The 25,907-nt window shown below is 67.9% G+C and carries 26 protein-coding genes; 17 read left to right on the top strand and 9 right to left on the bottom strand.

The genetic code is table 11. The features are described from left to right. Positions 1 to 383 precede the first annotated feature (383 nt). The 11 genes from hemE (at position 384) to BJP32_RS13540 (ending at position 11,173) form a co-directional block, all read left to right on the top strand. Entirely contained in the window at positions 384 to 1,418 is a 1,035-nt protein-coding gene (gene hemE / locus BJP32_RS13590) for a uroporphyrinogen decarboxylase (protein WP_046652681.1), read from the top strand. Then, complete coding sequence (gene hemH / locus BJP32_RS13585; RefSeq protein WP_046652682.1) at positions 1,415 to 2,494, top strand: ferrochelatase; 1,080 nt, start codon at positions 1,415 to 1,417, stop codon at positions 2,492 to 2,494. Before hemE ends, hemH begins: the two co-directional genes overlap by 4 nt. 10 nt (positions 2,495 to 2,504) lie before the next feature. Next, on the top strand, positions 2,505 to 2,972 hold the full coding sequence (locus BJP32_RS13580) for a CopD family protein (RefSeq protein WP_003166551.1): 468 nt from the start codon (positions 2,505 to 2,507) through the stop codon (positions 2,970 to 2,972). A gap of 251 nt (positions 2,973 to 3,223) precedes the next feature. Beyond that, a complete protein-coding gene (gene rho / locus BJP32_RS13575; RefSeq protein ID WP_223850637.1) occupies positions 3,224 to 4,720 on the top strand; it encodes a transcription termination factor Rho in 1,497 nt (498 codons plus the stop codon). An 87-nt stretch (positions 4,721 to 4,807) separates the two neighbouring features. Beyond that, positions 4,808 to 5,047 (top strand): DUF6489 family protein, encoded by a 240-nt coding sequence (locus BJP32_RS13570; protein ID WP_003166554.1) that lies wholly within the window; start codon positions 4,808 to 4,810, stop codon positions 5,045 to 5,047. Positions 5,048 to 5,057: 10 nt separating this feature from the next. After that, positions 5,058 to 6,371, top strand: a complete 1,314-nt coding sequence (gene mnmE, locus BJP32_RS13565; protein WP_076224492.1) for a tRNA uridine-5-carboxymethylaminomethyl(34) synthesis GTPase MnmE — start codon at positions 5,058 to 5,060, stop codon at positions 6,369 to 6,371. Between the two features lie 63 nt (positions 6,372 to 6,434). Continuing rightward, entirely contained in the window at positions 6,435 to 8,348 is a 1,914-nt protein-coding gene (mnmG, locus tag BJP32_RS13560; RefSeq protein WP_003166556.1) for a tRNA uridine-5-carboxymethylaminomethyl(34) synthesis enzyme MnmG, read from the top strand. Further along, positions 8,348 to 8,968: a 16S rRNA (guanine(527)-N(7))-methyltransferase RsmG gene (rsmG, locus tag BJP32_RS13555; protein WP_003166558.1), complete on the top strand. Its 621-nt coding sequence runs from the start codon at positions 8,348 to 8,350 to the stop codon at positions 8,966 to 8,968. The genes mnmG and rsmG overlap by 1 nt, the downstream gene beginning before the upstream one ends. 19 nt (positions 8,969 to 8,987) lie before the next feature. Then, positions 8,988 to 9,794, top strand: coding sequence for a ParA family protein (locus BJP32_RS13550; protein WP_046652686.1), 807 nt, complete (start codon positions 8,988 to 8,990; stop codon positions 9,792 to 9,794). A gap of 40 nt (positions 9,795 to 9,834) precedes the next feature. Then, positions 9,835 to 10,722 (top strand): ParB/RepB/Spo0J family partition protein, encoded by an 888-nt coding sequence (locus BJP32_RS13545; protein WP_083674003.1) that lies wholly within the window; start codon positions 9,835 to 9,837, stop codon positions 10,720 to 10,722. Between the two features lie 262 nt (positions 10,723 to 10,984). Next, positions 10,985 to 11,173, top strand: a complete 189-nt coding sequence (locus BJP32_RS13540; RefSeq protein ID WP_046652688.1) for a hypothetical protein — start codon at positions 10,985 to 10,987, stop codon at positions 11,171 to 11,173. Between the two features lie 28 nt (positions 11,174 to 11,201). On the opposite strand, the gene holA is transcribed toward BJP32_RS13540, so the two are convergent. The 4 genes from holA to BJP32_RS13520 all read right to left on the bottom strand — a co-directional run bounded on the left by holA (position 11,202) and on the right by BJP32_RS13520 (position 15,863). Then, the gene (holA, locus tag BJP32_RS13535) at positions 11,202 to 12,254 is read right to left on the bottom strand and encodes a DNA polymerase III subunit delta (protein WP_046652689.1); all 1,053 of its coding nucleotides are present in this window, start codon (positions 12,252 to 12,254) and stop codon (positions 11,202 to 11,204) included. Positions 12,255 to 12,264: 10 nt separating this feature from the next. Next, a complete protein-coding gene (gene lptE / locus BJP32_RS13530) occupies positions 12,265 to 12,747 on the bottom strand; it encodes an LPS assembly lipoprotein LptE (RefSeq protein WP_003166563.1) in 483 nt (160 codons plus the stop codon). Then, the gene (gene leuS, locus BJP32_RS13525; RefSeq protein WP_046652690.1) at positions 12,747 to 15,326 is read right to left on the bottom strand and encodes a leucine--tRNA ligase; all 2,580 of its coding nucleotides are present in this window, start codon (positions 15,324 to 15,326) and stop codon (positions 12,747 to 12,749) included. The genes lptE and leuS overlap by 1 nt, the downstream gene beginning before the upstream one ends. Positions 15,327 to 15,413: 87 nt before the next feature. Continuing rightward, the gene (locus tag BJP32_RS13520; RefSeq protein ID WP_003166564.1) at positions 15,414 to 15,863 is read right to left on the bottom strand and encodes a DUF3576 domain-containing protein; all 450 of its coding nucleotides are present in this window, start codon (positions 15,861 to 15,863) and stop codon (positions 15,414 to 15,416) included. Between the two features lie 346 nt (positions 15,864 to 16,209). Here BJP32_RS13520 and BJP32_RS13515 point away from each other — a divergent pair, with 346 nt between their 5' ends. Beyond that, positions 16,210 to 16,611, top strand: a complete 402-nt coding sequence (locus BJP32_RS13515; protein ID WP_046652691.1) for an NtrZ family periplasmic regulatory protein — start codon at positions 16,210 to 16,212, stop codon at positions 16,609 to 16,611. A gap of 14 nt (positions 16,612 to 16,625) precedes the next feature. On the opposite strand, the gene BJP32_RS13510 is transcribed toward BJP32_RS13515, so the two are convergent. After that, positions 16,626 to 17,288 (bottom strand): thiamine phosphate synthase, encoded by a 663-nt coding sequence (locus tag BJP32_RS13510; protein WP_223850638.1) that lies wholly within the window; start codon positions 17,286 to 17,288, stop codon positions 16,626 to 16,628. Here BJP32_RS13510 and BJP32_RS13505 point away from each other — a divergent pair. From BJP32_RS13505 to BJP32_RS17835, 4 genes are all read left to right on the top strand, one after another. Further along, entirely contained in the window at positions 17,287 to 17,997 is a 711-nt protein-coding gene (locus BJP32_RS13505) for a YggS family pyridoxal phosphate-dependent enzyme (RefSeq protein WP_095046069.1), read from the top strand. The two genes, BJP32_RS13510 and BJP32_RS13505, sit on opposite strands and share 2 nt — an antisense overlap. A gap of 62 nt (positions 17,998 to 18,059) precedes the next feature. After that, complete coding sequence (locus BJP32_RS13500) at positions 18,060 to 18,746, top strand: response regulator transcription factor (protein ID WP_003166566.1); 687 nt, start codon at positions 18,060 to 18,062, stop codon at positions 18,744 to 18,746. A gap of 7 nt (positions 18,747 to 18,753) precedes the next feature. Then, positions 18,754 to 19,695 (top strand): transcriptional regulator GcvA, encoded by a 942-nt coding sequence (gene gcvA / locus BJP32_RS13495; protein WP_046652693.1) that lies wholly within the window; start codon positions 18,754 to 18,756, stop codon positions 19,693 to 19,695. 95 nt (positions 19,696 to 19,790) lie between these two features. Beyond that, complete coding sequence (locus tag BJP32_RS17835; RefSeq protein ID WP_046652694.1) at positions 19,791 to 19,913, top strand: hypothetical protein; 123 nt, start codon at positions 19,791 to 19,793, stop codon at positions 19,911 to 19,913. A gap of 7 nt (positions 19,914 to 19,920) precedes the next feature. Here the strand turns inward: BJP32_RS17835 and BJP32_RS13490 are convergent, their stop codons facing one another. Then, complete coding sequence (locus tag BJP32_RS13490) at positions 19,921 to 20,829, bottom strand: hypothetical protein (RefSeq protein ID WP_046652695.1); 909 nt, start codon at positions 20,827 to 20,829, stop codon at positions 19,921 to 19,923. Between the two features lie 88 nt (positions 20,830 to 20,917). Between BJP32_RS13490 and BJP32_RS13485 the strand changes: the two genes are divergently transcribed. Then, the gene (locus tag BJP32_RS13485) at positions 20,918 to 22,324 is read left to right on the top strand and encodes an SLC13 family permease (protein WP_040346437.1); all 1,407 of its coding nucleotides are present in this window, start codon (positions 20,918 to 20,920) and stop codon (positions 22,322 to 22,324) included. Between the two features lie 7 nt (positions 22,325 to 22,331). Here the strand turns inward: BJP32_RS13485 and xth are convergent, their stop codons facing one another. From xth to BJP32_RS13470, 3 genes are all read right to left on the bottom strand, one after another. Then, entirely contained in the window at positions 22,332 to 23,129 is a 798-nt protein-coding gene (gene xth, locus BJP32_RS13480; protein ID WP_046652696.1) for an exodeoxyribonuclease III, read from the bottom strand. A gap of 230 nt (positions 23,130 to 23,359) precedes the next feature. Next, positions 23,360 to 24,001 (bottom strand): outer-membrane lipoprotein carrier protein LolA, encoded by a 642-nt coding sequence (locus BJP32_RS13475; protein WP_046652698.1) that lies wholly within the window; start codon positions 23,999 to 24,001, stop codon positions 23,360 to 23,362. 295 nt (positions 24,002 to 24,296) lie between these two features. Next, the coding region (locus BJP32_RS13470; protein ID WP_076224490.1) for a DNA translocase FtsK at positions 24,297 to 25,907 on the bottom strand (1,611 nt) is incomplete at its 5' end.

Raw genomic sequence — 25,907 nt, 5'->3', positions numbered from 1 at the left:
AGCCTGGCCGCCGGTCGCGAGCGGGGATCGCGGGCGCCGTTGTGGTGATCGGCGCCGGAGTCGTCCGCCTGGGCGCCGAGGATTCATCCCGTGCTGGGGGCAGGACATTTTGTCCAACAACGGCGCCCGTGGATTCACCCACAACGGCGCCCAGAGGCAAGCCAGAGTCTGACGGGCGTTTCACGGCTTATCCCCATGACTCACACCCCGCCTTGTAAACGCCTGGGTTTCCACGCCGCGATCGGGGGACAAGAGGGAGTCGAACCGGGACTGCCCGCAGTTATCCCCGCGCTCCCCGGCCCTGCTTCCACCTACCAATTCTTTCAATTCTTAAATCTGAATAGGGATTGAGGCTTAGGGGTGTGCATCCTAAAGCCCGAAGCATGAGCACGCCCCTTCTGATCCAGGCTCTCCAGGGCCAAACCCTTTCCCGCCCGCCCGTGTGGTTCATGCGTCAAGCCGGGCGCTACCTGCCGGAATACCGCGCGCTGCGGGCCAAGGCGCCGGACTTCATCGCCTTCTGCCTGAATCCGGAAATGGCGGCGGAAGCCACCCTGCAGCCGATGCGCCGGTTCGGCTTTGACGCCGCCATCGTCTTCGCCGACATCCTGTTGATCCCCGGCGCCCTGGGCCAGAAGGTGTGGTTCGAGGCGGGGGAAGGGCCGCGCCTGGGCGCTCTACCGTCGGTGCAGTCCATGGCCGACAGGGCTCAGCAGGCTGGAGAGGCCCTCAAGGCCGTGGGCCAGACCCTCAGCCTCGTGCGCGCGGAACTGGAGCCTGAACGCGCCCTGATCGGCTTCGCTGGGGCGCCGTGGACGGTCGCAACCTATATGCTGGACGGCGAAGCGCGCACCATTGGCAAGGGCGAGCGCGCCGCCGCCCGCACCTACGCCTATACCAACCCCGAGCTTGTCGCCGGTCTGCTGGACGTGCTGGTGGAGTCCACCGCCCACTATCTGAAGATGCAGCAGGACGCCGGCGCCCAGGTGCTGAAGATCTTCGAGAGCTGGGCCGAGGGCCTGCCCGACGATCTGTTCGAGACCCTGGTGTTGAAGCCGCACCAGAAGCTGGTGGCCCGCGCCCGCGAACTGGGCGTCACCGTGCCGCTGATCGGCTTTCCGAGGGGCTCGGCGGCGCTGGCCGAACGCTACGCCCGCGAATGCGACGTGCAGGGCGTGGCGCTGGACACCGCCTGTCCGCTGGACGTCGGCCGGCGCGTCCAGGCGATCAAGCCCATTCAGGGCGCGCTGGATCCCTTGCTGCTGCGCGCGGGCGGCGACGCCCTGGATCGCCGCGTCGATCAGCTGATGGAGGCCTGGGGCCAGGGGCCGTGGATCTTCAACCTGGGCCACGGCATCCTGCCGGACGTGCCGATCGCCCATGTCGAGCAGGTGCTGAAGCGGATCGGCGCCCAATGACCCGGACCGCTGCAACCCTCGAGGGACGACCCAACCGGCGCGTGGCGGTCGTTCTGACCAATCTGGGCGGTCCCGATCGCCCCGAAGCGGTCAAACCCTTCCTGTTCAACCTGTTCAACGATCCGGCCATCATCGGCCTGCCGGGGGTGTTCCGCACGCCGCTGGCCAAGTTGATCTCCAGCCGTCGCGAGACCTCAGCCCAGGCCAACTACGCCCTGATGGGCGGCGGCTCGCCCCTGCTGCCCGAGACGCAGAAGCAGGCCGAGGCCCTGTCGCGCGCCCTGGCCGACGCCGCGCCGGGCGACGACAGCCGCGTCTTCATCGCCATGCGCTACTGGCATCCGCTGACGGAAGAGACGGCGGCGGCGGTCAAGGCTTTCCAGCCGGACAAGATCGTCCTTCTGCCCCTCTATCCGCAGTTCTCGACGACTACGACGGCCTCGTCGCTGAAGAAGTGGAGCGAGTGCTACGACGGGCCGGGCGAGACCCACGTCATTTGCTGCTATCCGGACGCCGAGGGCCTGATCGAGGCCCAGGCCCGTCTGATCCGGCAAACGCTGGACAAGGCTGAAGGCAGACCGGTGCGCGTGCTGTTTTCGGCGCACGGCATTCCGGAAAAGCTGGTCGCGGCCGGCGATCCCTATCAGGCCCAGGTCGAGGCGACCGTGGCCGCTGTGGTCGAGCACATGGGTCTGACCGACTGGGCCATCTGCTATCAGAGCCGGGTCGGACCGCTGAAATGGCTGGGGCCGGCCACGCCGGACGCCATCGAACAGGCGGCCAAGGACGGCGTGGGCGCCGTCGTCGTGCCCATCGCCTTCGTCTCCGAGCATATCGAGACCCTGGTCGAGCTGGACATGGAATACGGCGAGCTGGCGCATAAGGTCGGTTGCGCGCCCTATCTGCGGGCGCCGACAGTCAGCGCGGATCCGATCTTCATCACCGCCCTGGCCGATGCGGTCGGACGGGCGCTGGAGACGCCGGGGACCGCGCCCCAGGGCGCCTCGCAGGGGGGACCATGCGCCCACTTGAAAGCCTGCCCGCCTGGCTGTTCAAAGAGCTCAAGGGCGGCCTGAGGGGAGCGACATGGATTATTACAACCTGGCCCGAGGGCTTCACATTCTGGCGGTGATCGCCTGGATGGCCGGCATGCTCTTCCTGCCGCGTCTGTTCGCCTATGACGCCGAGCAGAACGCCAAGCCTGAACCCCTGCGCGGCGAGATGCAGGCCTTGCTGCGCGTCTGGCAGACGCGGCTGCTGCGCATCATCATCAACCCGGCCATGATCCTGGCCTTCGTCTTCGGCGGCTGGCTGCTGTGGCTGCGCAGCGGCGACGGCGCCGACTGGTCCTTCGCGCACCAGCCTTGGATGATGACCAAGCTGATCGGCGTCTTCCTGCTGGCGGCCTGGCACGGCTTCCTGGCGGGACAGCGCAAGAAGATCGCGGCGGGCACGTCGAAATATTCCGGTCGCTTCTGGCGCATGACCAATGAGATTCCCTTCGTCCTGGCCATCATCATGGTGCTGTCGGTGACGATGGAATGGAGTTTCTAGGGCCCCTAGCGCGGGCGACGCGGCCGCCCGCTGTTTGAGGGCCCTTGACCGGCACGGGTCTTTCGTGGTTCCGCTGCGGTGAACCGTGCGGCCGATCCGTGCAGCGCGGTCCCTCTCTTTTCGCGACGCCTGCCGGTTCGAGCCTGCGGGAGATCGTCGCCCTCCCTCCCAGCCCTTGCGGCTGAAGCCATCGACGACCTTCTGCTCCTGGGCGCCCTGCGGTGTTCGGGTGCGCGAACGAGCACGCCATCATGACCGATACGCCTGAGACGCCGGAAACCGAAGTCACTGAAAACACGGTGGAAACGCCTGTTGAGCGGCCGCGCCGCACCCTGAGCCTGGGCGGCAGCCGTGGGGCGGCGCCGGTCGAGGAAGCCGCGCCCGAAGAACCCGTCGCGCCTGTCGCTGAAGACGACGACCACGGCGTCGACACCACGGCCGAGGAGGATGACGAGGACGATGACGGCGAGCCCATCGTTCCCAACGGCCGCATCACCCTGCAGGAACTGAACGAGAAGACGCCGGAAGACCTGGTCGCCTTCGCCGAAGGCCTGGACATCGAGAACGCCGGCAACCTGCGCAAGCAGGATCTGCTGTTCGCCATCCTGAAGACCCTGGCCGACGAAGAAGTCGAAATCATCGCCTCGGGCGTGCTGGAGATCCTGCCGGACGGCTTCGGCTTCCTGCGCAGCCCGGACGCCAACTATCTGCCGGGGCCGGACGACGTCTATGTCTCGCCGTCGCAGATCCGTCGCTTCGGCCTGCGCTCGGGCGACACGGTGCACGGCGCCGTGCGCGGCCCGCGTGAGGGCGAGCGCTACTTCGCCCTGCTCAAGGTCGATACGATCAACTTCGAAGATCCGGAGATGGTCAAGACCAAGGTCCTGTTCGACAACCTGACGCCGCTCTACCCCGAAGAGCGTCTGCACATGGAGATCCAGGACCCGACGCTGAAGGATCGCTCGGGCCGGGTCATCGATATCGTCGCCCCGCTCGGCAAGGGCCAGCGCTGCCTGATCGTGGCTCCGCCGCGCGTCGGTAAGACGGTCATGCTGCAGAACATCGCCAAGTCGATCGAGCGCAACCATCCGGAAGTCTTCCTGATCGTCCTGCTGATCGACGAGCGCCCGGAAGAAGTCACCGACATGCAGCGCACGGTGAAGGGCGAGGTCGTCGCCTCGACCTTCGACGAGCCCGCCTCGCGCCACGTCGCCGTGGCCGAAATGGTGATCGAAAAGGCCAAGCGTCTGGTCGAGCACAAGAAGGACGTGGTGATCCTGCTGGACTCCATCACCCGTCTGGGCCGCGCCTACAACGCCACCGTCCCGTCGTCGGGCAAGGTGCTGACCGGCGGCGTCGACGCCAACGCCCTGCAACGTCCGAAGCGCTTCTTCGGCGCCGCGCGCAATGTGGAGCAGGGCGGTTCGCTGACCATCATCGCCACGGCCCTGATCGACACCGGCAGCCGCATGGACGAGGTGATCTTCGAAGAGTTCAAGGGCACCGGCAACTCGGAAATCGTGCTGGACCGCAAGGTCGCCGACAAGCGCATCTTCCCGGCGATCGACGTGCTCAAGTCCGGCACCCGCAAGGAAGACCTCATCACCCCGAAGGACCAACTGGCCAAGACCTATGTCCTGCGCCGCATCCTCAACCCGATGGGTCCGCAGGACGCGATCGAGTTCCTGCTCGACAAGCTGCGCCAGTCGAAGAACAACGCGGACTTCTTCCAGTCGATGAACACCTGATACTGGCCCTAGCGCCGCCCGCGCGGCGGGCGGCTGCTTGAGGGCTGTTTCACGTGAAACACGCGCCCAGCTTGAAAGGCAGATGTCATGAAGCTGAACATTGAGATCGACTGCACCCCGGCCGAGGCCCGGGCCTTTCTGGGCCTGCCGGATGTGACGCCGCTCAACGATCATCTGGTCGCCGAGATGCAGAAACGCATGGACGCCAATATGGCCGCGATGCAGCCCGATGAACTGATGAAGACCTGGACCAGCTTCGGCGTTCAGGCCCAGGACCAGTTCCGCCGCCTGATGGAAGCCGCCGTCACGGGCGCGGCAAAACCTTGAGCCTGACGGCGTGAGCGACACCATCTTCGCCCTCGCCACTCCGCCGGGGCGGGGGGCCATCGCCGTGCTGCGCCTGTCGGGTCCAGCCACCGAAACGACGCTGACGGCGCTGGGGGCAGGGGGGCTGACGCCCCGCCTGGCCTCGGTGCGCAGTTTGCGCCAAGAGGGCCGTCTGATCGACGAGGCTCTGGTGCTGCGCTTCGTGGCTCCGCGCTCCTATACGGGCGAGGACTCGGCCGAACTGCATCTGCATGGCGGTCGCGCCGTGGTGGAGGCGGCTAGCACCGCCCTGATCGCCCTGGGCCTGCGCCCGGCCGAACCCGGCGAGTTCACCCGACGGGCCTTCCAGAACGGCCGCATGGATCTGGCCCAGGCCGAGGCCGTCGCCGACCTGATCGACGCGGAAACGGACGCCCAGAAGTCTCAGGCTCTGGGTCAGCTCGACGGCGCCCTGTCGGCGGCCTACGCTGGTTTCCGCCGTGATCTGCTGAAGGCCCTGTCCCTGGTTGAGGCCGAGATCGACTTCCCCGACGAGGAAGTGCCTGACAATTTGGCGCGCACCGCCGGGCCGATTCTGGACGCCCTGGCCGCCGATCTGCGCGCGGCCCTGGCCGATTCCGATCGCGGCCGACGGGTGCGCGAGGGCTATCGCATCGTCCTGATCGGCGAGACGAATGCGGGCAAGTCTTCCCTGTTCAACGCCCTGGTGGCGCGCGAGGCGGCCATCGTCACCCCGATCGCCGGGACGACGCGCGACGTGCTGGACGCCGACATCATGATCGGGGGCTACGCGGTCACCTTGTCGGACACGGCGGGTCTGCGCGACAGCGACGATCCGGTCGAGGCGGAGGGCATCCGTCGCGCACGCTTGCGCGCCGAGGGCGCCGACCTGCGTCTATGGGTTCGTTCGCCCTCCACCGAAGGCGATACGGATCCGGCTTTCGGCTTCATCCGTTCCTCGGACCTTCAGGTGTTGAACAAGTCCGACCTGGGCGCCGTGGCGACGGCGCCCGATCTCGAAGCCCTGAGCGTCAGCACGACGACGGGGCAGGGGCTGTCTGAACTGCATGACTGGATCGCGGCTCGTTTGGCCCGCGACCTGTCCGGCGCCGACTTCCCGGCGGTGACGCGTGAGCGCCATCGCCGTCGCTTGGCGGAAGCTCTGGCCGCGGTTGAGGCAGGGCGTCGTGCGCTCGATCTGGCGCCCGAGATGGCGGGCGATGATCTGCGCCGCGCCGCCGACGCCCTGGCCCGCGTCACCGGGGCCATCGGGGTGGAGGACATTCTGGGCGAGGTCTTCTCCTCCTTCTGCATCGGCAAATAGGCCCGGCTTTCGCCTGTTTCACGTGAAACAACGGTCCTCGAGCCGGTGGCGATTCCGGCTCGAATGGACTATGTGGACGCCATGAGTTCGACCTCCGATCATACCTTCGACGTCGTCGTTATCGGCGGCGGCCACGCGGGATGCGAAGCCGCGACGGCCGCCGCGCGCGCGGGCGTCCGCACCCTGCTTCTGACCCAGAAGCTGGAGACCATCGGCGAGATGAGCTGCAACCCGGCCATCGGCGGCCTGGGCAAGGGCCATCTGGTGCGAGAGATCGACGCCTTGGACGGCGTCATGGGGCGTCTGGCGGACGTGTCCGGCATCCAGTTCCGCATGTTGAATCGCTCCAAGGGCGCCGCCGTGCGCGGTCCGCGCAGCCAGATCGACCGTCGCCTGTATCGCGAGGCCATGCAGGCGGAGCTGGCCGACTATCCGAACCTGACCCTGATGGCGGGCACGGCCGAGGGCTTGATCCTGAACGGCGACCGGGTGGTCGGCGTGACGACGGGGGCAGGGGAGACGATCCGCGCTGGCGCCGTGGTGCTGACGACCGGCACCTTCCTCAACGGCGTGATCCATCGCGGCGATCTGCGCATTCCGGCGGGCCGATTTGGCGAAGACCCCTCGACGGGGCTGGCCGGTGATCTGCATGACGCCGACCTGATGATGGGGCGGTTGAAGACCGGCACGCCCGCGCGCCTGGACGGTCGAACCATCGCCTGGGATCGGCTGGAGATGCAGGCGGCCGACGATCAGCCCGCGCCCTTCAGCTTCCTGACGGACCGCATCGAGGTGCCGCAGATCGCCTGCGGCGTCACCCACACGACGGAAGAGACGCATCGCATCATCGCCGAGAATCTGGGCGAGAGCGCCGTCTATGGTGGCCGCCTGTCGGGACGCGGTCCGCGCTATTGCCCCTCGATCGAGGACAAGGTGGTGCGTTTCGCGGACAAGACCAGCCACCAGGTCTTCCTGGAGCCGGAAGGTCTGGATGACCCCAGCGTCTATCCGAACGGCATATCCACCTCGGTATCGGATGCGACCCAGCTGGCCTTCCTCCACACCATGCCGGGGCTGGAGAAGGTGGAGGTTTTCCGCTTCGGCTACGCCATCGAGTACGACTATGTCGATCCGCGCGAACTGACCCCGGCGCTGGAGGTCAAGAAGCGGCCCGGCCTCTACCTCGCGGGCCAGATCAACGGCACGACCGGCTATGAAGAGGCGGGAGCCCAAGGGCTGATCGCGGGTCTTAACGCGGCTCGCGCCGCCGCCGGTTCCGACCCGCTGATCCTCGGCCGGGATCAGGCCTATATCGGGGTGATGATCGACGACCTGGTGACGCGCGGCGTCACCGAGCCCTATCGTATGTTCACCAGCCGGGCCGAGTATCGACTCACCTTGCGTGCGGACAATGCGGATCAACGCCTGACGCCGCTCGGCATCGAGGCCGGAATCGTCAGCGCCGACCGCGCCAAGGTATGGCTGGATAAGGCTGACCGATTAGACCGGGCGAACCGTGTTTCACGTGAAACGCAGTTCACGCCCAAGGAGGCGGGGGCTCTGGGCATCACCGTCAATGCGGATGGGCAACGCCGTTCGATCCGCGATTTGCTGGCCTTCCCCACCGTGTCGCTGGATCAGTTTGTTTCGGTCCGGCCCGAGATCGCCGACTGGACCGCCGCCGTGCGCGAGCAGGTGGAGATCGACGCCGTCTACGCCGGTTATCTGGACCGTCAGGCCCAGGACGCCGAGGCTCTGCGGCGGGAGGAGGGACTGTCCTTGCCTGCTGATCTTGACTACGCGGCCATCGGCGCCCTGTCGAATGAGGTGCGTGAAAAGCTGGCCATGATCCGACCGCTGACTCTGGGCCAGGCCGGGCGGATCGAAGGGATGACGCCGGGCGCCCTGACGGCGCTGTTGGCGCATGTGAAAAAGGCGAAGGGCGTGGAAGCCGACCTCGCGGCGGTCGTCGCCTGATGTCGGACGCCATTCAGACCTTCCGCGCCCAGACGGGCGCCAGCGACGCCAACATCGCCGATCTGCAAGCCTTTCTGGTCATGCTGACCGAGGCCAATGAGGTGATGAACCTGGTCGGGCCGGACACTATTCCCGACTTTTGGAACCGGCACGCATGGGACAGCGCGCAGCTGTTGAGCTTGGCGCCGGAGGCCAAGACCTGGGCTGATCTGGGGGCGGGGGCGGGCTTTCCCGGCGTGGTCCTGGCCATCCTGTTGAAGGGCCGTCCGGGCGCCCATGTCTGGCTGGTCGACAGCCTGGGCAAGCGCTGTCGTTTCTTGCAGACGATCGTGGATGCGCTCGATCTGCCCGCGACCGTCGTCAACGGGCGGGCCGAAGAGCAGACGATTTCCGTCGACATCGTCACCGCGCGCGCAGTGGCGGCGATGGACAAGCTGCTGGGTTATGCACAGCCCTACTTCCAACGCGGTGCAAAAGGCCTGTTTCTCAAGGGAGAGAAGGCCGAGGCTGAGTTGAAAGAGGCCCGCCGGGTCTGGCAGTTTGAGGCTGAGCTTACGGTCTCGCGCAGCGATCCGCGCGGCCGCATCGTTTCACTGGGGAGCCTTCGCCGTGTCCGTTGAGTCCGTAAAGCAGCCCCGTGTGCATGAAACCCGCGTCCTGGCGGTCTCCAACCAGAAAGGCGGGGTGGGCAAGACCACGACCGCCATCAACTTGGGCACGGCCCTGGCGGCGATCGGGGAGAAGGTGCTGATCGTCGACATGGACCCGCAGGGCAATGCCTCCACGGGTCTGGGTGTTCCACGTGAAACACGACGGGTGACGATCTATGACGTCATCGTCGACGGCCGCCCGGTAGACGAGGCCGCCATTGAGACCGCCGTGCCGGGACTGTTCATCGTCGCCGCCGACGCCGACATGTCGGGCGTCGAGATCGAGCTGAGCCAGGCGGATCGCCGGTCCTATCGCCTGCGCGACGCCCTGGCGAAGCAGGGGGGCAATGGTCATGCCCGGTTTGACTATGTGCTGATCGACTGCCCGCCGTCGCTGAACCTTCTGACGCTGAACGCCATGGCGGCGGCCGACGCCGTCCTGGTGCCGCTGCAGTGCGAGTTCTTCGCCCTGGAGGGCCTGACCCAGTTGATGCGGACCATCGACATGGTGCGCCAGAGCCTGAATCCGGCGCTGGAGATTCAGGGGCTGGTCCTGACCATGTATGACCGCCGCAACGCCCTGTCGGGTCAGGTGGCGGCCGATGTGCGCGCCCATTTCGGCGACAAGGTCTATGACAGCGTCATCCCTCGCAACGTCCGGGTGTCCGAGGCGCCGTCCTTCGGCAAGCCTGCGCTCATCTATGATCTGAAATGTGCGGGCAGCCAGGCTTATCTGAAGCTGGCCCGTGAACTGGTGGCGCGTGAGCGTCAGCGTCGTCAGGCCCTGGCCGCCTGATGGGCGGTCTGATCCGATAAACAGTAACGGAATCGATATCTTGTCCGAACGTCAGCGTGGTCTGGGCCGGGGTCTCTCGGCGCTTCTGGGAGAAAACGCGCAGGAACCTGTCGCCGTCGACGCGACCGGCCCGGCGCCGGCCGGCGTGCAACGCGCGCCGATCGAGGCGCTGAAGCCGAATCCGGACCAGCCGCGCAAGATCTTCGCCAAGACGGATCTGGATGAACTGACGGCCTCGATCCGCGACAAGGGGGTGCTGCAGCCCATCCTGGTGCGGTCGCAACCGGGCGAGCAGGGCGTGTGGCAGATTATCGCCGGCGAGCGCCGCTGGCGCGCCGCCCAGGCGGCTCGCCTGACCCAGGTGCCGATCGTCGTGCGTGAGATGGACGACATCGAGGTGCTGGAAGTCGGCGTCATCGAGAACGTCCAGCGCGCCGACCTAAACCCGATGGAAGAGGCCAACGCCTATGCCGTTCTGATGGAGCGGTTCGGCCGTACCCAGGACGCCCTGGCCGGGGTGGTGGGCAAGAGCCGCAGCCACGTCGCCAACACCCTGCGCCTGCTGCAACTGCCCGAGGCGGTGCGCGAGCATGTGGTGCGGGGCGATCTGTCGGCCGGCCACGCCCGCGCCCTGATCACGGCTCCGAATGCCGAGGAACTGGCGGCCGAGGTCATCGCCAAGGGGCTGAACGTGCGTCAGACCGAGGCCCTGGCGCGTCGCGCGGCGGAAGGTCCGAAAACGCCCAAGGCCAGGCCGGTCATGAGCGGCGAGGGCGCGGCCGACATCGCGGCCCTGGAGCAGGATCTGTCCGACGCGCTTGGCCTGAAGGTCTCGCTGTCCGACAAGGGCGGCAAGGGCGAGATCACCGTCAAATACGGCACTTTGGAACAGCTCGACGACCTGTGCCGACGCCTGATGCGGGGCTGACGCCCATAACGAAAAAGCCCGTCCAGGAACAAGCCGGGACGGGCAAGTCGGGGATGAGAGCGAGTGCTGACGCGCCAGCAGGTGATGACGTGCATGACTCGATCGATGATCGAGGACCGATCATCGCCATAGAAATCCCCTATATACGTTTGTGTCAATACAGCTCATTTGGCGTATTGGTCAGGGCTCGACGTCTAAGCGGAAAGAGCGGCGCAGGGCGTGGAAGGGCTTGTTTTTCGCGCAGGGCTGCTAGGATCGGCCCATGAACGAAATTTCCAAAAAATCGAGCGCTGCTGAGGCGCTCAAGCGTGCGCTGACCGCGAAGAAGGCGGCTCAGCAGGATGGCGGCTTCGTCGGCATTGATGGAGCTCGCAAGGCGGAGCAGTCGATGCAGCGTCAGGCGGCGGCCTTGAACAAGCCCGCCTTCCGTCGCGCCTCCAAGCGAGGCTGAGGGACGCTGCCGCCGTCTCGTGCGCGCTTTAAAGCCCCATGCGCTTGGCGCGAGCGGCGATCTCCAGCAGCAGGCGTTCGGCGATCAGGGCTTCGGGCATGCCTGTGGTCTTGGTCATGACGTCGGCGGTGTTGATGCTGTCCTGCACCTCGTCGAGCAGTTCGAGCCGCCAGGCGCGCGATTGGCGCAGCATTTCCGCTTCCTGTTTCCAGAACACGCCGGCCGCCTTGGCGGCCTCCTTGGCGCCTGCGCCGTTGGCTTGCAGGACATTGATCCGGCGTAGTTTTCCGAGATGAAGCGAGGCCATGCGTACGGCCATGACGGCGCTTTCGCCCTCGGCCAGGGCGCGGCGCAGACCCGCCTGGGCGGGGCCGGGGCGGCCGCCGAAGGCCTGCAAGGCGGCGTCTGACAGGGAGGCGTCGGGCTCGACCCCCAGGTGGGCGTCCAGCTCTTCCACATCGATGGTGCGGCCCGATCCGGGGCCGATATAGAGGATCAGCCGCTCGATCTCCTGACGCATCAGGCCGCGTTCGCGGGGCAGGCGGGCGACGAAGCGGTCCAGGGCGTCGGATGACAGGCCGACCTTGTCCGCGCCCAGGGCCTCGCGCGTCATGCGGGCGACATCGCCGACCTCGTCTTCATAGCAGGCGATGGCGACTGCGCCCTGGGCCTTTTCGGCGGCCTTGCGCAGGGCGGATTCGCGGCCCAGCGCCCCGGCCTCGACCACCAACATGGCGTCGGGATTATAGGCGCCCTCGGCGTGGGCGGTCAGGGCGGCGGCCACGGCCTTGTCCACGCCTGCCTTGCCGTCCGACATCCGGATGCGCACCAGGCGCCGCCCGCCGATCATGCTGAGCGCCGTCAGCGCCTCTTCCAATCGCACGGCGTCGCCGTCGATGTCGGCTTCGGTTAACAGGGTGACGTTGAAGGGGTCGTTGAGGTCCGGGGTGATCGTGCGGCACAGCGTCAGGGCGCGCTCGGTCACGCCCGAACGATCCTTGCCGTGGATGACGGCGGCGCGGACGCCAGCGTCCGGCGCCTTCAGGAAGCGGTCGACGTCGGGCCGCTTGGAGAGGATCATGCGAAGGCCTTCAGAGCCCCGCCAGGACGCGCATCATGTCCAGGCGGATCAGACGGGCCAGGTCGGCGGCGGCCCGGTCCTCGCCGTCCTGCTGGGCGGCGATGGCGGCGTAGGGCTGATCCGCAGCGGCGTAGGTGACGGTCGTGGTCTGCACGCCCTTGATCGTCTCGCCGCCAGCGGCGGGGGTCAGGGCCCAGGCGGCCTTGACCGTCAGCTCATAGCGGCTGGCGGTGTCGTCGATGCGGCGGCCCAGAGGGCGACGGCTCTGCTCGACCTCGGTCGTCAGGCGATAGAGGGGGGCCTGTGCGCCGTCGCGGCCGAAGGCGTCCTCCAGCTGCTCGCGCAGGCGATAGCCCAGCCGGTCGTCCGGCGTGGTCACGGCGATGCGCGACAGGCCGCCGCTGACGCCGGTCTCGCCGTACATGGGCGTGAAGCCGCAGGCGGACAGCAGGCTTGCGCCCGCCAGGACGCCGAGCAGGGCCAGGCGGCGCATCAGCCGGCCACCAGATTGACGATACGGTCGGGCACCACGATCACCTTGCGAACGCTGAGGTTGTTGGCGGCAAGGTAGGCCTGAACCGTCGGATTGGCGAGGGCGGCGGCCTCGACCGTCGCATTGTCCGATCCGCGCGGCAGGACGACCTCGCCGCGACGTTTGCCGCCGATCTGCACGGGCAAGGTGACCTGGTCGTCGGCGGCCAGGGCGGCGTCATAGACGGGCCAGGGCGCGTCCAGCACCATTCCGGCCTCGCCCAGCCGGGTCCAGCATTCCTCGGCCAGGTGCGGGGTGAAGGGCGCCATCAGCCGCGCCAGGGCGGCCAGGGCGGTCTTCTTCGCTTCGGAGCCCGCCTTGTCGTGTTGGCGGATGGTCGCCAGGAAGGCGTAGAGCTTGGCCACGGCCGAGTTGAAGCGGAAATGCTTGACGCCTTCGCTGACGGCCTTGATGGCCTTGTGCGTCTCGCGGATCAGGGCGGCGTCCGCATCGGGGTTCGCGGGCGCGGCGGCGTCAAAGCCGTCGAACTCGCCCCAGACGCGCTGGACGAAGCGGGCGGCGCCTTCAACGCCCCCGGTCGACCACTGGATGTCGCGCTCAGGCGGGCTGTCGGACAGGATGAACAGGCGGCCGGCGTCTACGCCATAGGCGGTAATGATGTCCTGGGGCGCGACCACGTTCTTCTTGGACTTCGACATCTTTTCGATGTCGCCGATCGTGACGGCGGCGCCGGTGGACAGGCGGGTGGCGACGCGCTGGCCGTCCACCGTCTCGATGCGGACGTCCGACGGCTCGACCCAGCGCGGTTTGCCGCTGTCTTCATGGCCGTCGAAATAGGTCTCGTGGACCACCATGCCTTGGGTGAACAGGCCCGCGAACGGCTCCTTCACGTCCATCAGACCGGCGTCCGACAGGGCGCGGGTGATGAAGCGGGCGTAGAGCAGGTGCAGGACCGCGTGTTCGACGCCGCCGATATACTGATCGACCGGCAGCCATTTGGCGGCGGCGGCCTTGTTGATCGGTTCGGCCGCCTTGGGGTCGGCGAAGCGGGCGAAATACCAGGAGCTGTCGACGAAGGTGTCGAGCGTGTCCGTCTCGCGTCGGGCGGCGGCGCCGCACGACGGGCAGTTGACGTGCTTCCAGGTCGGGTGACGGTCCAGCGGGTTGCCCGGTACGTCGAAGGTGACGTCCTTGGGCAGTTCGACCGGCAGTTGGTCGGCCGGAACCGGCACGACGCCGCAGGCCTCGCAGTGGATGACCGGGATGGGGCAGCCCCAATAGCGCTGGCGGCTGACGCCCCAGTCGCGCAGGCGATAGATGGTCGCGCCTTCGCCCGTTCCGGCGGCCTCGATGCGGCGGATGGCCTCGGCCTTGGCGGCCTCGATGTCCAGACCGTTCAGGAAGTCGGAATGGAAGATGGAGCCGGGGCCGGTATAGGCCTCGTCCGCCACGGCGAAGTCGTCGCCCGCGCCCTCGGGGCGGACGACGGGGATCACCGGCAGGTCGTATTTGCGGGCGAAGTCCAGGTCGCGCTGGTCATGCGCCGGGCAGGCGAAGATGGCGCCCGTACCGTAGTCGGACAGGATGAAGTTGGCGATCCACACCGAGACTTCGGCCCCGGTGAAGGGATGGACGACCTTCAGGCCCGTGTCCCAGCCGATCTTCTCGGCCTGTTCGATGTCGGCCTGACTGGCGCCGCCCTTGCGGCATTCGGCGACGAAGGCGGCGACCTTGGGGTCGGCCTCGGCCAGTTGCTTCGAGATCGGATGATCGGGGGCCAGACCCATGAAGCTGGCGCCGAACAGGGTGTCCGGGCGGGTGGTGTAGATCTCCAGCCCGTCGTCGAATCCGGCCGGGGTGACGTCCGCCCAGGCCCATTTCATCTGCAGACCCTTGGATCGGCCGATCCAGTTTTCCTGCATCAGGCGCACCTTCTCGGGCCAGCGGCCTTCCAGCTCGGCCAGACCGTCGATCAGATCATCCGCATACTGAGTAATACGCAGGAACCACTGGTTCAGCTTGCGCTTCTCGACCACGGCGCCCGAACGCCAGCCGCGCCCGTCAATGACCTGCTCATTAGCCAGGACGGTGTTATCGACCGGATCCCAGTTGACCACGCCGTCCTTGCGATAGACCAGGCCGCGCTTGAACAGCTCCAGGAACCAGGCTTGCTGTTTGCCGTAGTAGTCGGGGTCGCAGGTGGCGAACTCACGCGACCAGTCCAGCGACAGGCCCAGCAGCTTCAGCTGGTCGCGCATGGCGGCGATGTTGGACCAGGTCCAGTCGCCGGGGTGGACGCCGCGCTCCATGGCCGCGTTCTCGGCCGGCATGCCGAAGGCGTCCCAGCCCATCGGATGCAGAACGTCGAAACCCTGCGCCCGCTTGTGACGCGCCACCACGTCGCCCATCACATAGTTGCGGGCGTGGCCCATGTGGATGTTGCCCGACGGATAGGGGAACATCTCCAGGACGTAGTATTTCGGACGGCCGGTGTCGGCGTTGGACACCGAGAAGGCGTCGGCCGCAGCCCATCGGGCCTGCTGGCGGGGTTCGGCGGTCTTGGGCTCGTAGCGGGCCACGGCGTATCCTGAGGCGGCGCCTCAGGCGCGAAGCTTGAGGCGGGCCTGAGGACGCGTTGAAGACGAAAGGTGAGGGGCGGCCGGTCTTTAGCGACGGGCCGCGTTGGCGAGGTTGAGCTGGCGCGCCTTGGTCAGGATGGCGTTCTCCAGATCGGTTTCGGTCTGGGCCGCGACCGGGGCGGAGACCCAGGCGCCGGCGGCGTCCTTGACTTCCTTGGTCACGGCGACGTTCAGGGCGTCGGCGCGCAGGCGGCGATCCAGGATGAAGACGGTCGCCTTGAAGCGCTCGTTCGGCGCCTGCGGATTGACGTACCAGTCATAGTTGACCACGCCGCCCCACGGATCGGCGCTGGTCAGGGGCATGAAGGACAGGGTGTCCAGGGTGGCGCGCCACAGATAGGCGTTCACGCCGATGCCCAGCTGGGCCTCCATGGTGGGCGCCTTGGCCTTAGAGCCGCCGAACGGCAGGCTGGAGCAGCCCCCGAGCAGCAGGCCCGAGGCGATCAGGGCGACCGCAGCGCCGCGAACAAGAGCCATTCCGTGATCTCCGTGAAAGGGTTTGACGGCGCGTGAGGGAACGTCGCCTGGCGACGCCCACGCACGTTCGCGTCAGCAACGCTCTATAACACGGCGAAAAGGGGCGATGACAAGGCGATCTGGCATCAGACTCGACCGATAGAGGCCTCGGTCTCGCCCTTCTGCGTGACAAGGGCGCCACAGCCCGCGCCGGAGTCGCCTGGAACCTGTACCATAGGGCCACGTTCCGTTGACCGTAGGAATGCAGTCCATATCTTATCCCCAGATCAGACGCGGCTCGTTCAGGCGTTCTGAGGTCGTCAACGAGGATCGCCGCAGAAAACGAGCGGTCCATAGGGTGGGTGAAATGCGTTTCGTCGCCGTCATCGCTGCAAGCGTGGGCGCCCTGGCCTTGGCCGGGGCGGCGACCGACGCCGCTGCGCAGACGCGCGGCCGCGCCCCTGCCGTCAGCCTGACCGACATCGCCGCCCAGTCGCCCAGCACCCCGACCGCCGCCCAGCGCCGCGGCCTGCGCTGGAACGAGAACGGCCGCTGGGGCCTGAACTTCAACCTGAACCAGCCCGTCGGCCGCGAAGCCGACTGGGGCGACGTCGAGGCCGGGGCCTATTACCGCCTCAGCCCGCGCCTGCGCGTCGGCGCCGCCGCCAACTTGGCCTCGCCGGAAGTCGATCCGGCCCGTGCGCCCGAAAGCGCCGCTGATCGCCGCGCCGCCCCGCGCGTGCGCCTCGAGACCATCTTCAAGTTCTGATCCTGGGCGCTCTCTCAGCGAGAGGTGAACGCCGCTTGGATCGCCTCCACGCCCGCTAGACCGCACGCGCCTGATTCGCTGAGGGCTTGCGCGTTGCGCGCCGTGACGCCGCCCAGGGCGTAGACCGGGCAGGGGGCCATGGTGACCAAGGCGGAGAACCGCTCCACGCCCAGCGCGGGCTTGGCCGCTGAAGCGCCGCCGGCCGGGAAGACCGGCGACAGCACCAGGGCGTGCAGGTCGCGCGCGCCGCGCACCGCCGCTTCCGAATGCGCCGCGCCGGTCAGCAGCCAGTCTGGCCGCCGTCCCGACAGGGCGTAGGCCGACGAGAGGGCGCGTTCGGGCAGGTGTACGCCGTCAGCCTCCACCCGCTCGGCCAGGGCGGCGTCCAGCCCGACCAGCAGCAATGCGCCTGCCGCCCGCGTCGCCTCGCGCAGACGAAGCCCGGTCTCGACGGCGTCGGCGGCGCCGAAGGCGCGGTACACGACCCCAGCGCCCGCAGGCAGCCGCGCCGCCGTCTCCCACGGCCGGGGCGTCCGCTCTGGATCGGTGAAGAACAGCAGGGGCGGCAGGGGGCGCGGGCTGACAGGCGCCGCCGCGAGGGCTACAGACTGCGACAGGGTCTGGGCCGCCGCCCAAAGGGTGCGCGCGTCCTCGGCCATGAGTTCGGACAGGGTCATGACCGCCACTACGCCCGCTTTCGCCGTTTCGTCCATCGCCGACCGCTTCGCCGAGGTGCGTCGCCGCATCCATGACGCGGCCCTGGCGGCGGGCCGCGACCCTGCTTCCGTGGTGCTGACGGCTGTGTCCAAGACGCAGGGCGACGCCGCCCTCGACGCCGCCCTGGCGGCCGGCCAGCGGGTGTTCGGCGAGAACCGGGTGCAGGAGGCCAAGGCCCACTGGGATGAGCGTCGCGCCGCCCTGCCGGATCTGGAGCTGCGCCTGATCGGCCCCCTGCAGACCAATAAGGCGCAAGACGCGGTCGAACTGTTCGACGTCATCGAGACTCTGGATCGCGAACGCCTCGCCGCCGCCCTGGCCGCCGCCGCGCGCAAGACGGGCCGTCGCCCTCGCATGCTGGTTCAGGTCAATACGGGCGCCGAGCCGCAGAAGGCGGGCGTCCTGCCGGACGACGCCGACGCCCTGATCGCCGCCGCGCGCGACGTTCACGGCCTGACGGTCGAAGGGCTGATGTGCATTCCCCCGGCCGATGAAGACCCCGCGCCGCACTTCGCTGTGCTGGCCGCTATCGCTGCGCGTAACAGCCTCTCGGTCCTGTCGATGGGCATGAGCGGCGACTATTTGACGGCGATCGAGGCGGGGGCGACCCATGTTCGAGTGGGTTCGGCCCTGTTCGGGGAACGAAATATGGTCCCTGCGACCTCTTAGGACGCAATATCGCGTTTGGCGCCCTTGGCGTCAGGCTCAAGCCTCGCCATTCTAAAGAGACCATGCGCACGCCCAAGACCATTCTGATCATCGATGACGACAACGACCTGCGCGAGGCCTTGGCCGAGCAGTTGGCGCTTCATGAGGAATTCCGCCCGGCCCAGGCCGCGACGGCGACCGACGGCGTGCGCCAGGCCAAGGAGGCGCGGGCCGATCTGATCCTGCTCGACGTCGACCTGCCCGACATGGACGGCCGCGAGGCCTGTCGCCTGATCCGCAAGGCGGGCGTGTCCACCCCGGTCATCATGCTGACCGCGCAGTCGTCGGATTCGGACGCCATCCTCGGCCTCGACTCCGGCGCCAACGACTATGTCACCAAGCCCTTCCGCTTCGCGGTCCTGCTGGCGCGCATCCGCGCCCATCTGCGCAGCCACGAACAGTCCGAGGACGCCGTCTTCCAGGTCGGCCCCTATGAGTTCCGTCCGGCCTCCAAGCTGATGGTCGACGACAAGGGCAAGAAGGTCCGGCTGACCGAGAAGGAAACCAACATCCTCAAGTACCTCTATCGCGCCGGGGCCAAGCCGGTGTCGCGCGAAGAGCTGCTGACCGAGGTCTGGGGCTACAACGCCGGGGTCACCACCCACACCCTGGAAACCCACATCTATCGCCTGCGTCAGAAGATCGAGGTCGAGCCGGGCCAGGCCCGCCTGTTGCTGACCGACGCCGGCGGCTACCGCCTCCAGCCCTGACATCCAGATGAGCGAGCGTCGCCCGACCCCGCCGCTGGTGGCGCTTCGGGCGTTCGACGCAGCGGCCCGCCTCGGCAGCTTTCGTGAGGCGGCCGAGGAGTTGGGCGTCACCCCCGGCGCCGTCAGCCGCCATGTGAAGGCGCTGGAGATGCGGCTGGGCCTGCGCCTGTTCGACCGTTTCAACCGCTCGGTGCGCCTGACCGCCGACGGCAAGCGCCTGGCCCAGGGCGTGGCCGACGCTTTCGAGCGGCTGGAAAGCGCGTTGGAGGCCGTGCGCCCCGGCCGCTCGCGCCAGCTGCGCATCACCGCCCTGCCGTCGCTGGCCAGCAAATGGCTGTCGCCGCGCCTGCATCGCTTCAGCGAGGAAAATCCGGATCTCGACCTGATCGTCTTCGCCGAGGACCGCATCGCCGACCTGTCGAACGGCGAGGCCGACGTGGCCCTGCGCTACGGAGAAGGCCCCTATCCGGGGCAGGTGGCGCGGCGGCTGGTCAATGAGCGGCTGATCCCGGTCTGCGCTCCGTCCTTCGCCGCCGCGCGGCGGTTGAACCAGCCGTCCGACCTGCTGGACGTGGTGCTGATCCATGAGACCTGGCACGACATGCCCTACGCCGACCGCATGGGCTGGAAGGCCTGGTTCGAGAGCGCCGGGGTTGATGATCCGCGGGTGAACCACTTGCGCGGCCCCCATTTCAGCCATAGCCACCTGGCGCTGGAAGCGGCCCTGTCGGGACGCGGCGTGGCCCTGACCTCGGCGCCCCTGGCGGCGGACGACCTGCGCGAGGGGCGGCTGATTCAGCCGGTCGATCACGCCCTGACCAACGACCTGGCCTATTGGGCGGTGGTCCTGCCCGAACGGGCGGACGAACCCAAGCTGCGGCGCTTCCTCAACTGGATCGTGGCGGAATCGCGGCTGGATGAGGACGCGGATGCGGATCGGGTGATCTGAGATCACCCGACGCGGCCTAACCGTGGTTTGTCCCGTACAGTCGAGCCGCCTATCTTGAGACCGTTCGGAACTCCCCCGCCGAAAGGAACCAAGTCATGAAACTCGTGCATCCTCGCGCTTCGAGCTTTTCGTTCGAAGGCGTCGTCGTCTTCACCGGCAGCGTCACCCTGATCCTGATGGGCGTGCTGGCCGGGGCCAAGCTGCTGGGCGCAGCCTGAGCTTAAATTAACGCGGGCGCCATTCGCTGAGAAGGGCGCCCGTGGCCCCATCCTCGAAGGCCAGCCGGTCCAGCCGCAGAGCGGCGATGCAGACCGGCCGGCTTTCGGCGTCCTTCTGGACGCAATGGACGGCCTTGCCGTCCGCGAAGGCGGTCAGCCGTCCTTCCAGCCGCAGCGCATAGCCGCCCGGCGCCGGCGTCGGCGCGACGCCCTTTTCTCCCCGAATGACATGGATATAGGCCTGGCCCTGACGACGGCCCAGGCGTGATCCGCCCGTTTCAAACACGGCGGCCAGCCCGGCGCTGCGCTCAAGCTGGACGATTGGCGGCGCCGCGACGTCGTCAACGGTCTTGGCCTCAGTCGTCTTGTCCTCGGCGGGCGTCTTGATCGCCGTTTGAGCCGGCGAAGGCGCGAGTTCCGGGGCGGGGGCGGCCAGAGCCGCTGACGCCGGACAGGCGTCCAGGCCGCTCCATGGCCGGGCGATCCAGAAACCTTCGACCGCCTCCCACTTGTCGACCGCCCCTTCGCGGGTCGCGGGGACCAGGGCCGACGCGCCCAGGTCTTCCGGCGTGACCGTCAGGGTCAGGCTTCCGTCGGCATTACGAACGAGGCGGGGCAGGCCGCCCGCCTCGCCGGCGACGGCCGCCTCGCCGCCGCAACCGAAGGGCAGGCGCACCGACACCGTTCGGCCGGTAAGGGCGGCGTCGCGGGTCTGGCCGTCGGCCAGAGCGGTTCCGGCCTCGGTCAGGGCGGCCAGCAGGGCGGCGCGGTTCAGGGAGGAGTCCAGCACGACCGTCGGCGGCGGGGCCGGATCCGCAGGGGGGGCAGGTTCCGGCGGCCGCTGGCACCAGGTCAGAAGCGGCAGGGCCGCCGCTAGGGCGAGCGGCGCGGCCAGACGGGTCGTTGTGATCGACATGGAACCAGCCTAACACGAGAAACGCTGATTGGCGCCCCGGCCCGTGATCGCGGTCGAGGCTGGGCTGAAAAAAGGGGGTCTTGCGCGGGTGACGCTGGACCAGATCATCGCTCTCATCGTTCTGATCGCCGTGGTCGGGGTGATGATTCACGGGCGGATGCGTTCGGACGTGGTGGCGCTCAGCGGGGCGGCGACCTTGCTGCTGTTCGGCGTGGTTCGCCCGGTCGAGGTGCAGAGCGCCTTCGCCAGTCCGGCGGTCATCGCCCTGGCCGGGCTGTTCGTCATCGCCTACGCCATCGAACTGTCGGGTCTGCTGGGCCTGATAATCCGCAAGGCGACGTCCTTGTGTCAGCGTTTTGGCGCGACGGGCATCTGGGTGGTGATCGGCCTGTGCGGCTCGGTCGGCGGCTTTCTGAACAATACGCCGGTGGTGGTGCTGGCCGCGCCGGTCGTGCGCGACATGGCCAAGTCGCTGAAGCTGTCGCCCAAGCGGTTCCTGATGCCGCTCAGCCATGTGACGGTGCTGGGCGGCCTGCTGACCCTGATCGGCACCTCGACCAATCTTTTGGTCAACGACATGGCGCGAAACGCCGGTCAGCCGGTGTTCAGCCTGTTCGAGATCACGCCCGTGGGTCTGATCATCGCCCTGGTCGGCGGGCTGTGGCTCTATTTTTTCGGCGCGCGCCAATTGGGCCGCTCGGCCACGGCTGAGGAAGAAGCTGAAGCTGAACGGGAGCGCCTCGCTGCGGAAGCGCAGGCGGTCAAGGGAGCGCGTCGGTGGCGTCTGCCCTTCTCCCTGCCGTCGCTGGCCCGGCTCGGCGAAAGCCGCAACCAGCGCGACGGCACCGGCGACGCCCACCTGGGCGACGTTGATCTCTATTCTTCAGCAGACCGCCCGTTGCAGTGGAAGCGGGCGCTGATTGCCCTGGCGGTCTTCGTCCTGGTGGTGGCCGCGGCGGGCCTGGGAATCGCGCCCATCGCGGCGGCGGCCTTCGCCGGGGCGGTGGCCCTGATCCTGCTGGGCGTGCTGACGCCGGAAGAGGCCTATTCGGGGTTGAAGCCGGACATCCTGCTGCTGATCGCCGGCATGGTGGTGGTCGGCACGGCGATCGAGGTGACGGGGCTGGCGGCGCAGGGGGCGGGCCTGCTGATCGAGGTGATCCGCCCGTTCGGGCCTCTGGGCGCCCTGATCGTGCTCTACGGCGTGACCCTGTTCGCGACCGAGCTTCTGTCCAACGCCACGGTGGCGGTGCTCGTGACGCCGATCGCGGTCGCCCTGGCCGAGAGCCTAGGGGTCGATCCGCGCCCCTTCCTGGTGGCGGTGATGATGGCCGCCTCGGCCGCCTTCGCCACGCCCTTCGGCTATCAGACCAACGTCCTCGTCTATCAGATGGGCGGCTACAGCTACATGGACTTCGTCCGCGTCGGCACGCCGCTGAACCTGATCACCTGGGCGGCGGCCATGGTCGCCATCCCGATCTTCTTCCCCTTCTGAGGCGGCCTCAGACGTCCAGGTCCATCACGACCGGGGCGTGGTCGCTGGGCCGTTCCCATTCGCGCACCGTATCGAGGATGCGGGCGCTGCCCTTGACCACGGCGGGCGTCAGGCCGGGCGAGGTCCACAGGTGGTCGAGGCGCAGCCCCCGGTTCGACTTGCGGAAATCCTTGGCGCGATAGCTCCACCAGCTGGCCAGCTTTGTCGGGTCGGGGATCTGGTCGCGCAAAACGTCGGCGAAACCGCCTGCGTCCTGAAGCCGGTACAGGGTCTCGACCTCGCCGGGGGTGTGGCTGACCACCTTGGACATGAAGCGGTGGTTCCAGACGTCGTTCTCGCCCGGCGCGATATTGAAATCTCCGGCCAGGACCAGAGGCCGCTGGCGGTCGCGGGTCTTCATCTCGGCGGTCAGCCGCTCATAGAAGTCCATCTTGTGATCGAACTTGGGGTTCAACGCCCGGTCGGGCAGGTCGCCGCCCGCCGGGATGTAGAAGTTCTGCACCTCCACGCCCTCGACCACGGCCGAGACGCAGCGGGCGTGGCCCTCGCGGCAGACGTCCAGCTTGGGGCTGTCGACGATGGGCAGGCGACTGGCGATCGCCACCCCGTGCCAGCCCTTCTGACCGCCGATCCGTAGGTAGGGCAGGCCCATGTCGATGAAGGCCTGACACGGGAACTGGTCCTCGGTGCATTTGATCTCCTGCAGGCACAGGACGTCCGGGGCGTTCTCGGCGACGAAACGGGCGACCTGATCAATGCGCAGGCGGACCGAGTTGATGTTCCAGGTGACGATGCGAAGGCTCATGCCAGCGGGCTTAGCAGCTTGGCGGGGCGCGGTCTAAGCCGGTTGTCGCGCGCATTAAAAAAGCGCCCGGAGCGAAGTCCGGGCGCATGAAGTTCGTCTCTCTCGCCGCCAGGCGGGGATGAATCCGTGGCGGGCGGGACGGCCGCCGCCGTCCTGTGCCCAAAGTGTCACGCCCGACGAAAAAGGTCAAACTGTCACAAATTCGCCCTGCTTCTTTTTCTGGGCGCGGATCAGTTGCGGCGATTGCGACGCGTCGGGTCGCGCAGCTGGAACAGACTGGCGGCCAGGCCCGGCGCCGGTTGCAGCGTGGTCAGCTGGACCCGCGTACGCGAGCCTTGCGCGTCGGTGATGGTCCATTCCTGCAGCCGCACGGGCGAACCGGCGAAGGCCAGGATGACCGAGCCTTCGTTGGGACGGCGCGCGTCGCGGGCGGTGATGGCGAAGGCGCCGGAGTCCATGCGCGTGATCCGGTCGATCTTCACGCCCTGATCCAGCCGGACCTCGCGCGCCAGGAAGGTGGACAGCGGGGTCTGGCCCAGCGGCGCCTGACGGAAGACGTTCAGGCGCGGATCCCAACGGCTGACGTTATTGCCGTCGGCGACGACCAGCAGGCCCGCAGGCTCGGTGTATTCGAACCGCATCTTGCCGGGCCGCTGCAGATAATAGCGGCCGGTGCGGCGCTGATTGTTCGGCCCGGTCTCGACGAACGTCCCCTGGGCCGTGGTCATGGCGGTCAGATAGGTCTGGGCCTGGCGCAGCACGGCTTGGTCGTCGGCCGACAGCCCGGCCTGCGCCAGGACGGCGGCGGGGGCGGCGGCGAGCGCGACCAGGGCGGCGGAGCCGAGGCCGAAGGCGCGGCGGGAAATGCTCATGTCTTTTCTTCTCCCGTTCTGAACGGTTTTCGACCCGGTAAGGGTGGGGGCTTCATCCGGCAGGCTGATGACGCCAGCCTGACCATATTCCGGCGCTCCGATGAAGCGGCGTTCATTGTTTTAGTGTCCTAGCGCTCGCGACGCGGTCGCTCGCTGCTTGAGGACGTGAGGCGTTTAAGCGTCGACTGAACCGCGGGGTTCCCAGGCGTGCGCGCGATTGGCGCTCAAGCAGCGAGCGACCGCGTCGCGAGCGATAGCGCCCGGCGGCAAAGCCGCCGTCTCGGCGCAGCCGAAACTACATAGGCGGCGGTCCGGCCAGCACCTCGCGCTTGCCGGCGTGGTTGGCGGGGCTGACGACGCCTTCCTGCTCCATGCGTTCGATCAGGGTGGCGGCGCGGTTGTAGCCGATCTGCAGGCGGCGCTGGACGTAGGAGGTCGAGGCCTTGCGGTCGCGCGTGACCACGGCCACGGCGCGGTCATAGAGGTCGTCGCCTGTGCCGCCGCCTTCATCGCCATAGGCGCCGTCGCCATCTCCGTCCGGCTCATCGGTGATCAGGTCGAGGTATTCCGGCTCGGCCTGGGCGCGCAGGTGTTTGCAGACCTCTTCGACCTCCTGGTCCCCGACGAAGGGGCCGTGCAGGCGGGTGATGCGTCCGCCGCCCGCCATATAGAGCATGTCGCCCTGACCCAGCAGCTGTTCGCCGCCCTGTTCGCCCAGGATGGTGCGGCTGTCGATCTTCGACGTGACCTGGAAGCTGATCCGGGTCGGGAAGTTGGCCTTGATGGTGCCGGTGATGACGTCCACCGACGGGCGCTGTGTCGCCATGATCAGGTGGATGCCTGCCGCGCGCGCCATCTGGGCCAGACGCTGGACGGCGCCTTCCACATCCTTGCCCGCGACCAGCATCAGGTCGGCCATCTCGTCCATGACCACGACCAGATAGGGCATGGGCTCGGGCCGGATCTTCTCGCTCTCGTAAACCGGGCGGCCCTGCTCGTCGAAGCCGGTCTGGACGGTGCGTTCGAAATGCTCGCCCTTTTCCTGGGCCTCGCGGGCGCGTTCGTTGTAGCTGGCGACATTGCGGACGCCGAGCTTGGACATGCGACGATAGCGGTCTTCCATCTCGCGCACGGTCCACTTCAGGGCCACGACCGCCTTCTTGGGATCGGTCACGACCGGCGCCAGCAGGTGCGGAATGCCGTCATAGACTGACAGCTCCAGCATCTTGGGGTCGATCATGATGAAGCGGCACTCGGCGGGCGAGTGGCGATACAGGATCGACAGGATCATGGCGTTGACCCCGACCGACTTGCCCGAGCCGGTGGTGCCAGCGATCAGCAGGTGAGGCATCCGCGCCAGATCGGCGACATAGGGCTCGCCGCCGATGGTTTCGCCCAGCGCCAGCGGCAGCAGATGGCTCTTCTTGTCGTATTCGCCGGACGCCAGCAGGTCGCGCAGGAAGACCGTCTCGCGCTTGGCGTTGGGCAGTTCGATGCCGATGGCGTTGCGGCCCTGAACCACGCTGATGCGGCAGGCGCGGGCCGACATAGAGCGGGCGATGTCGTCCGCCAGGGCGACGACGCGGCCGTGCTTCACGCCGGGCGCGGGCACCAGTTCATACAGGGTGACGACGGGGCCGGGGCGGATCTGGTCGATCTGGCCGCGCACGCCGAACTCCTGAAGCACGCCCTCCAGCATCTTGGCGTTGGCCTTCAGCGATTCCTCGTCGACGGCGCCGCCGCGCTGGCCGGGCTTGGCCAGAATGCCCAGCGGCGGCAGTTCGAAGCCGCCTTCGCCCGCGAAGTCGAAGGCCTGTTGGTCGGCGTCGCTGCGCACGGGCTTGGGCGCCTTGACGGCCGCCACCTTGGGCTCGGCCGGGCGGTTGGCGCGGGCCGAGGGCGGGGC

It is taken from the genome of Brevundimonas sp. ZS04, from assembly GCF_001956865.1.
In the GTDB taxonomy this organism is placed as follows: domain Bacteria; phylum Pseudomonadota; class Alphaproteobacteria; order Caulobacterales; family Caulobacteraceae; genus Brevundimonas; species Brevundimonas diminuta.
This window is presented reverse-complemented; position numbering and strand designations above follow the sequence as displayed.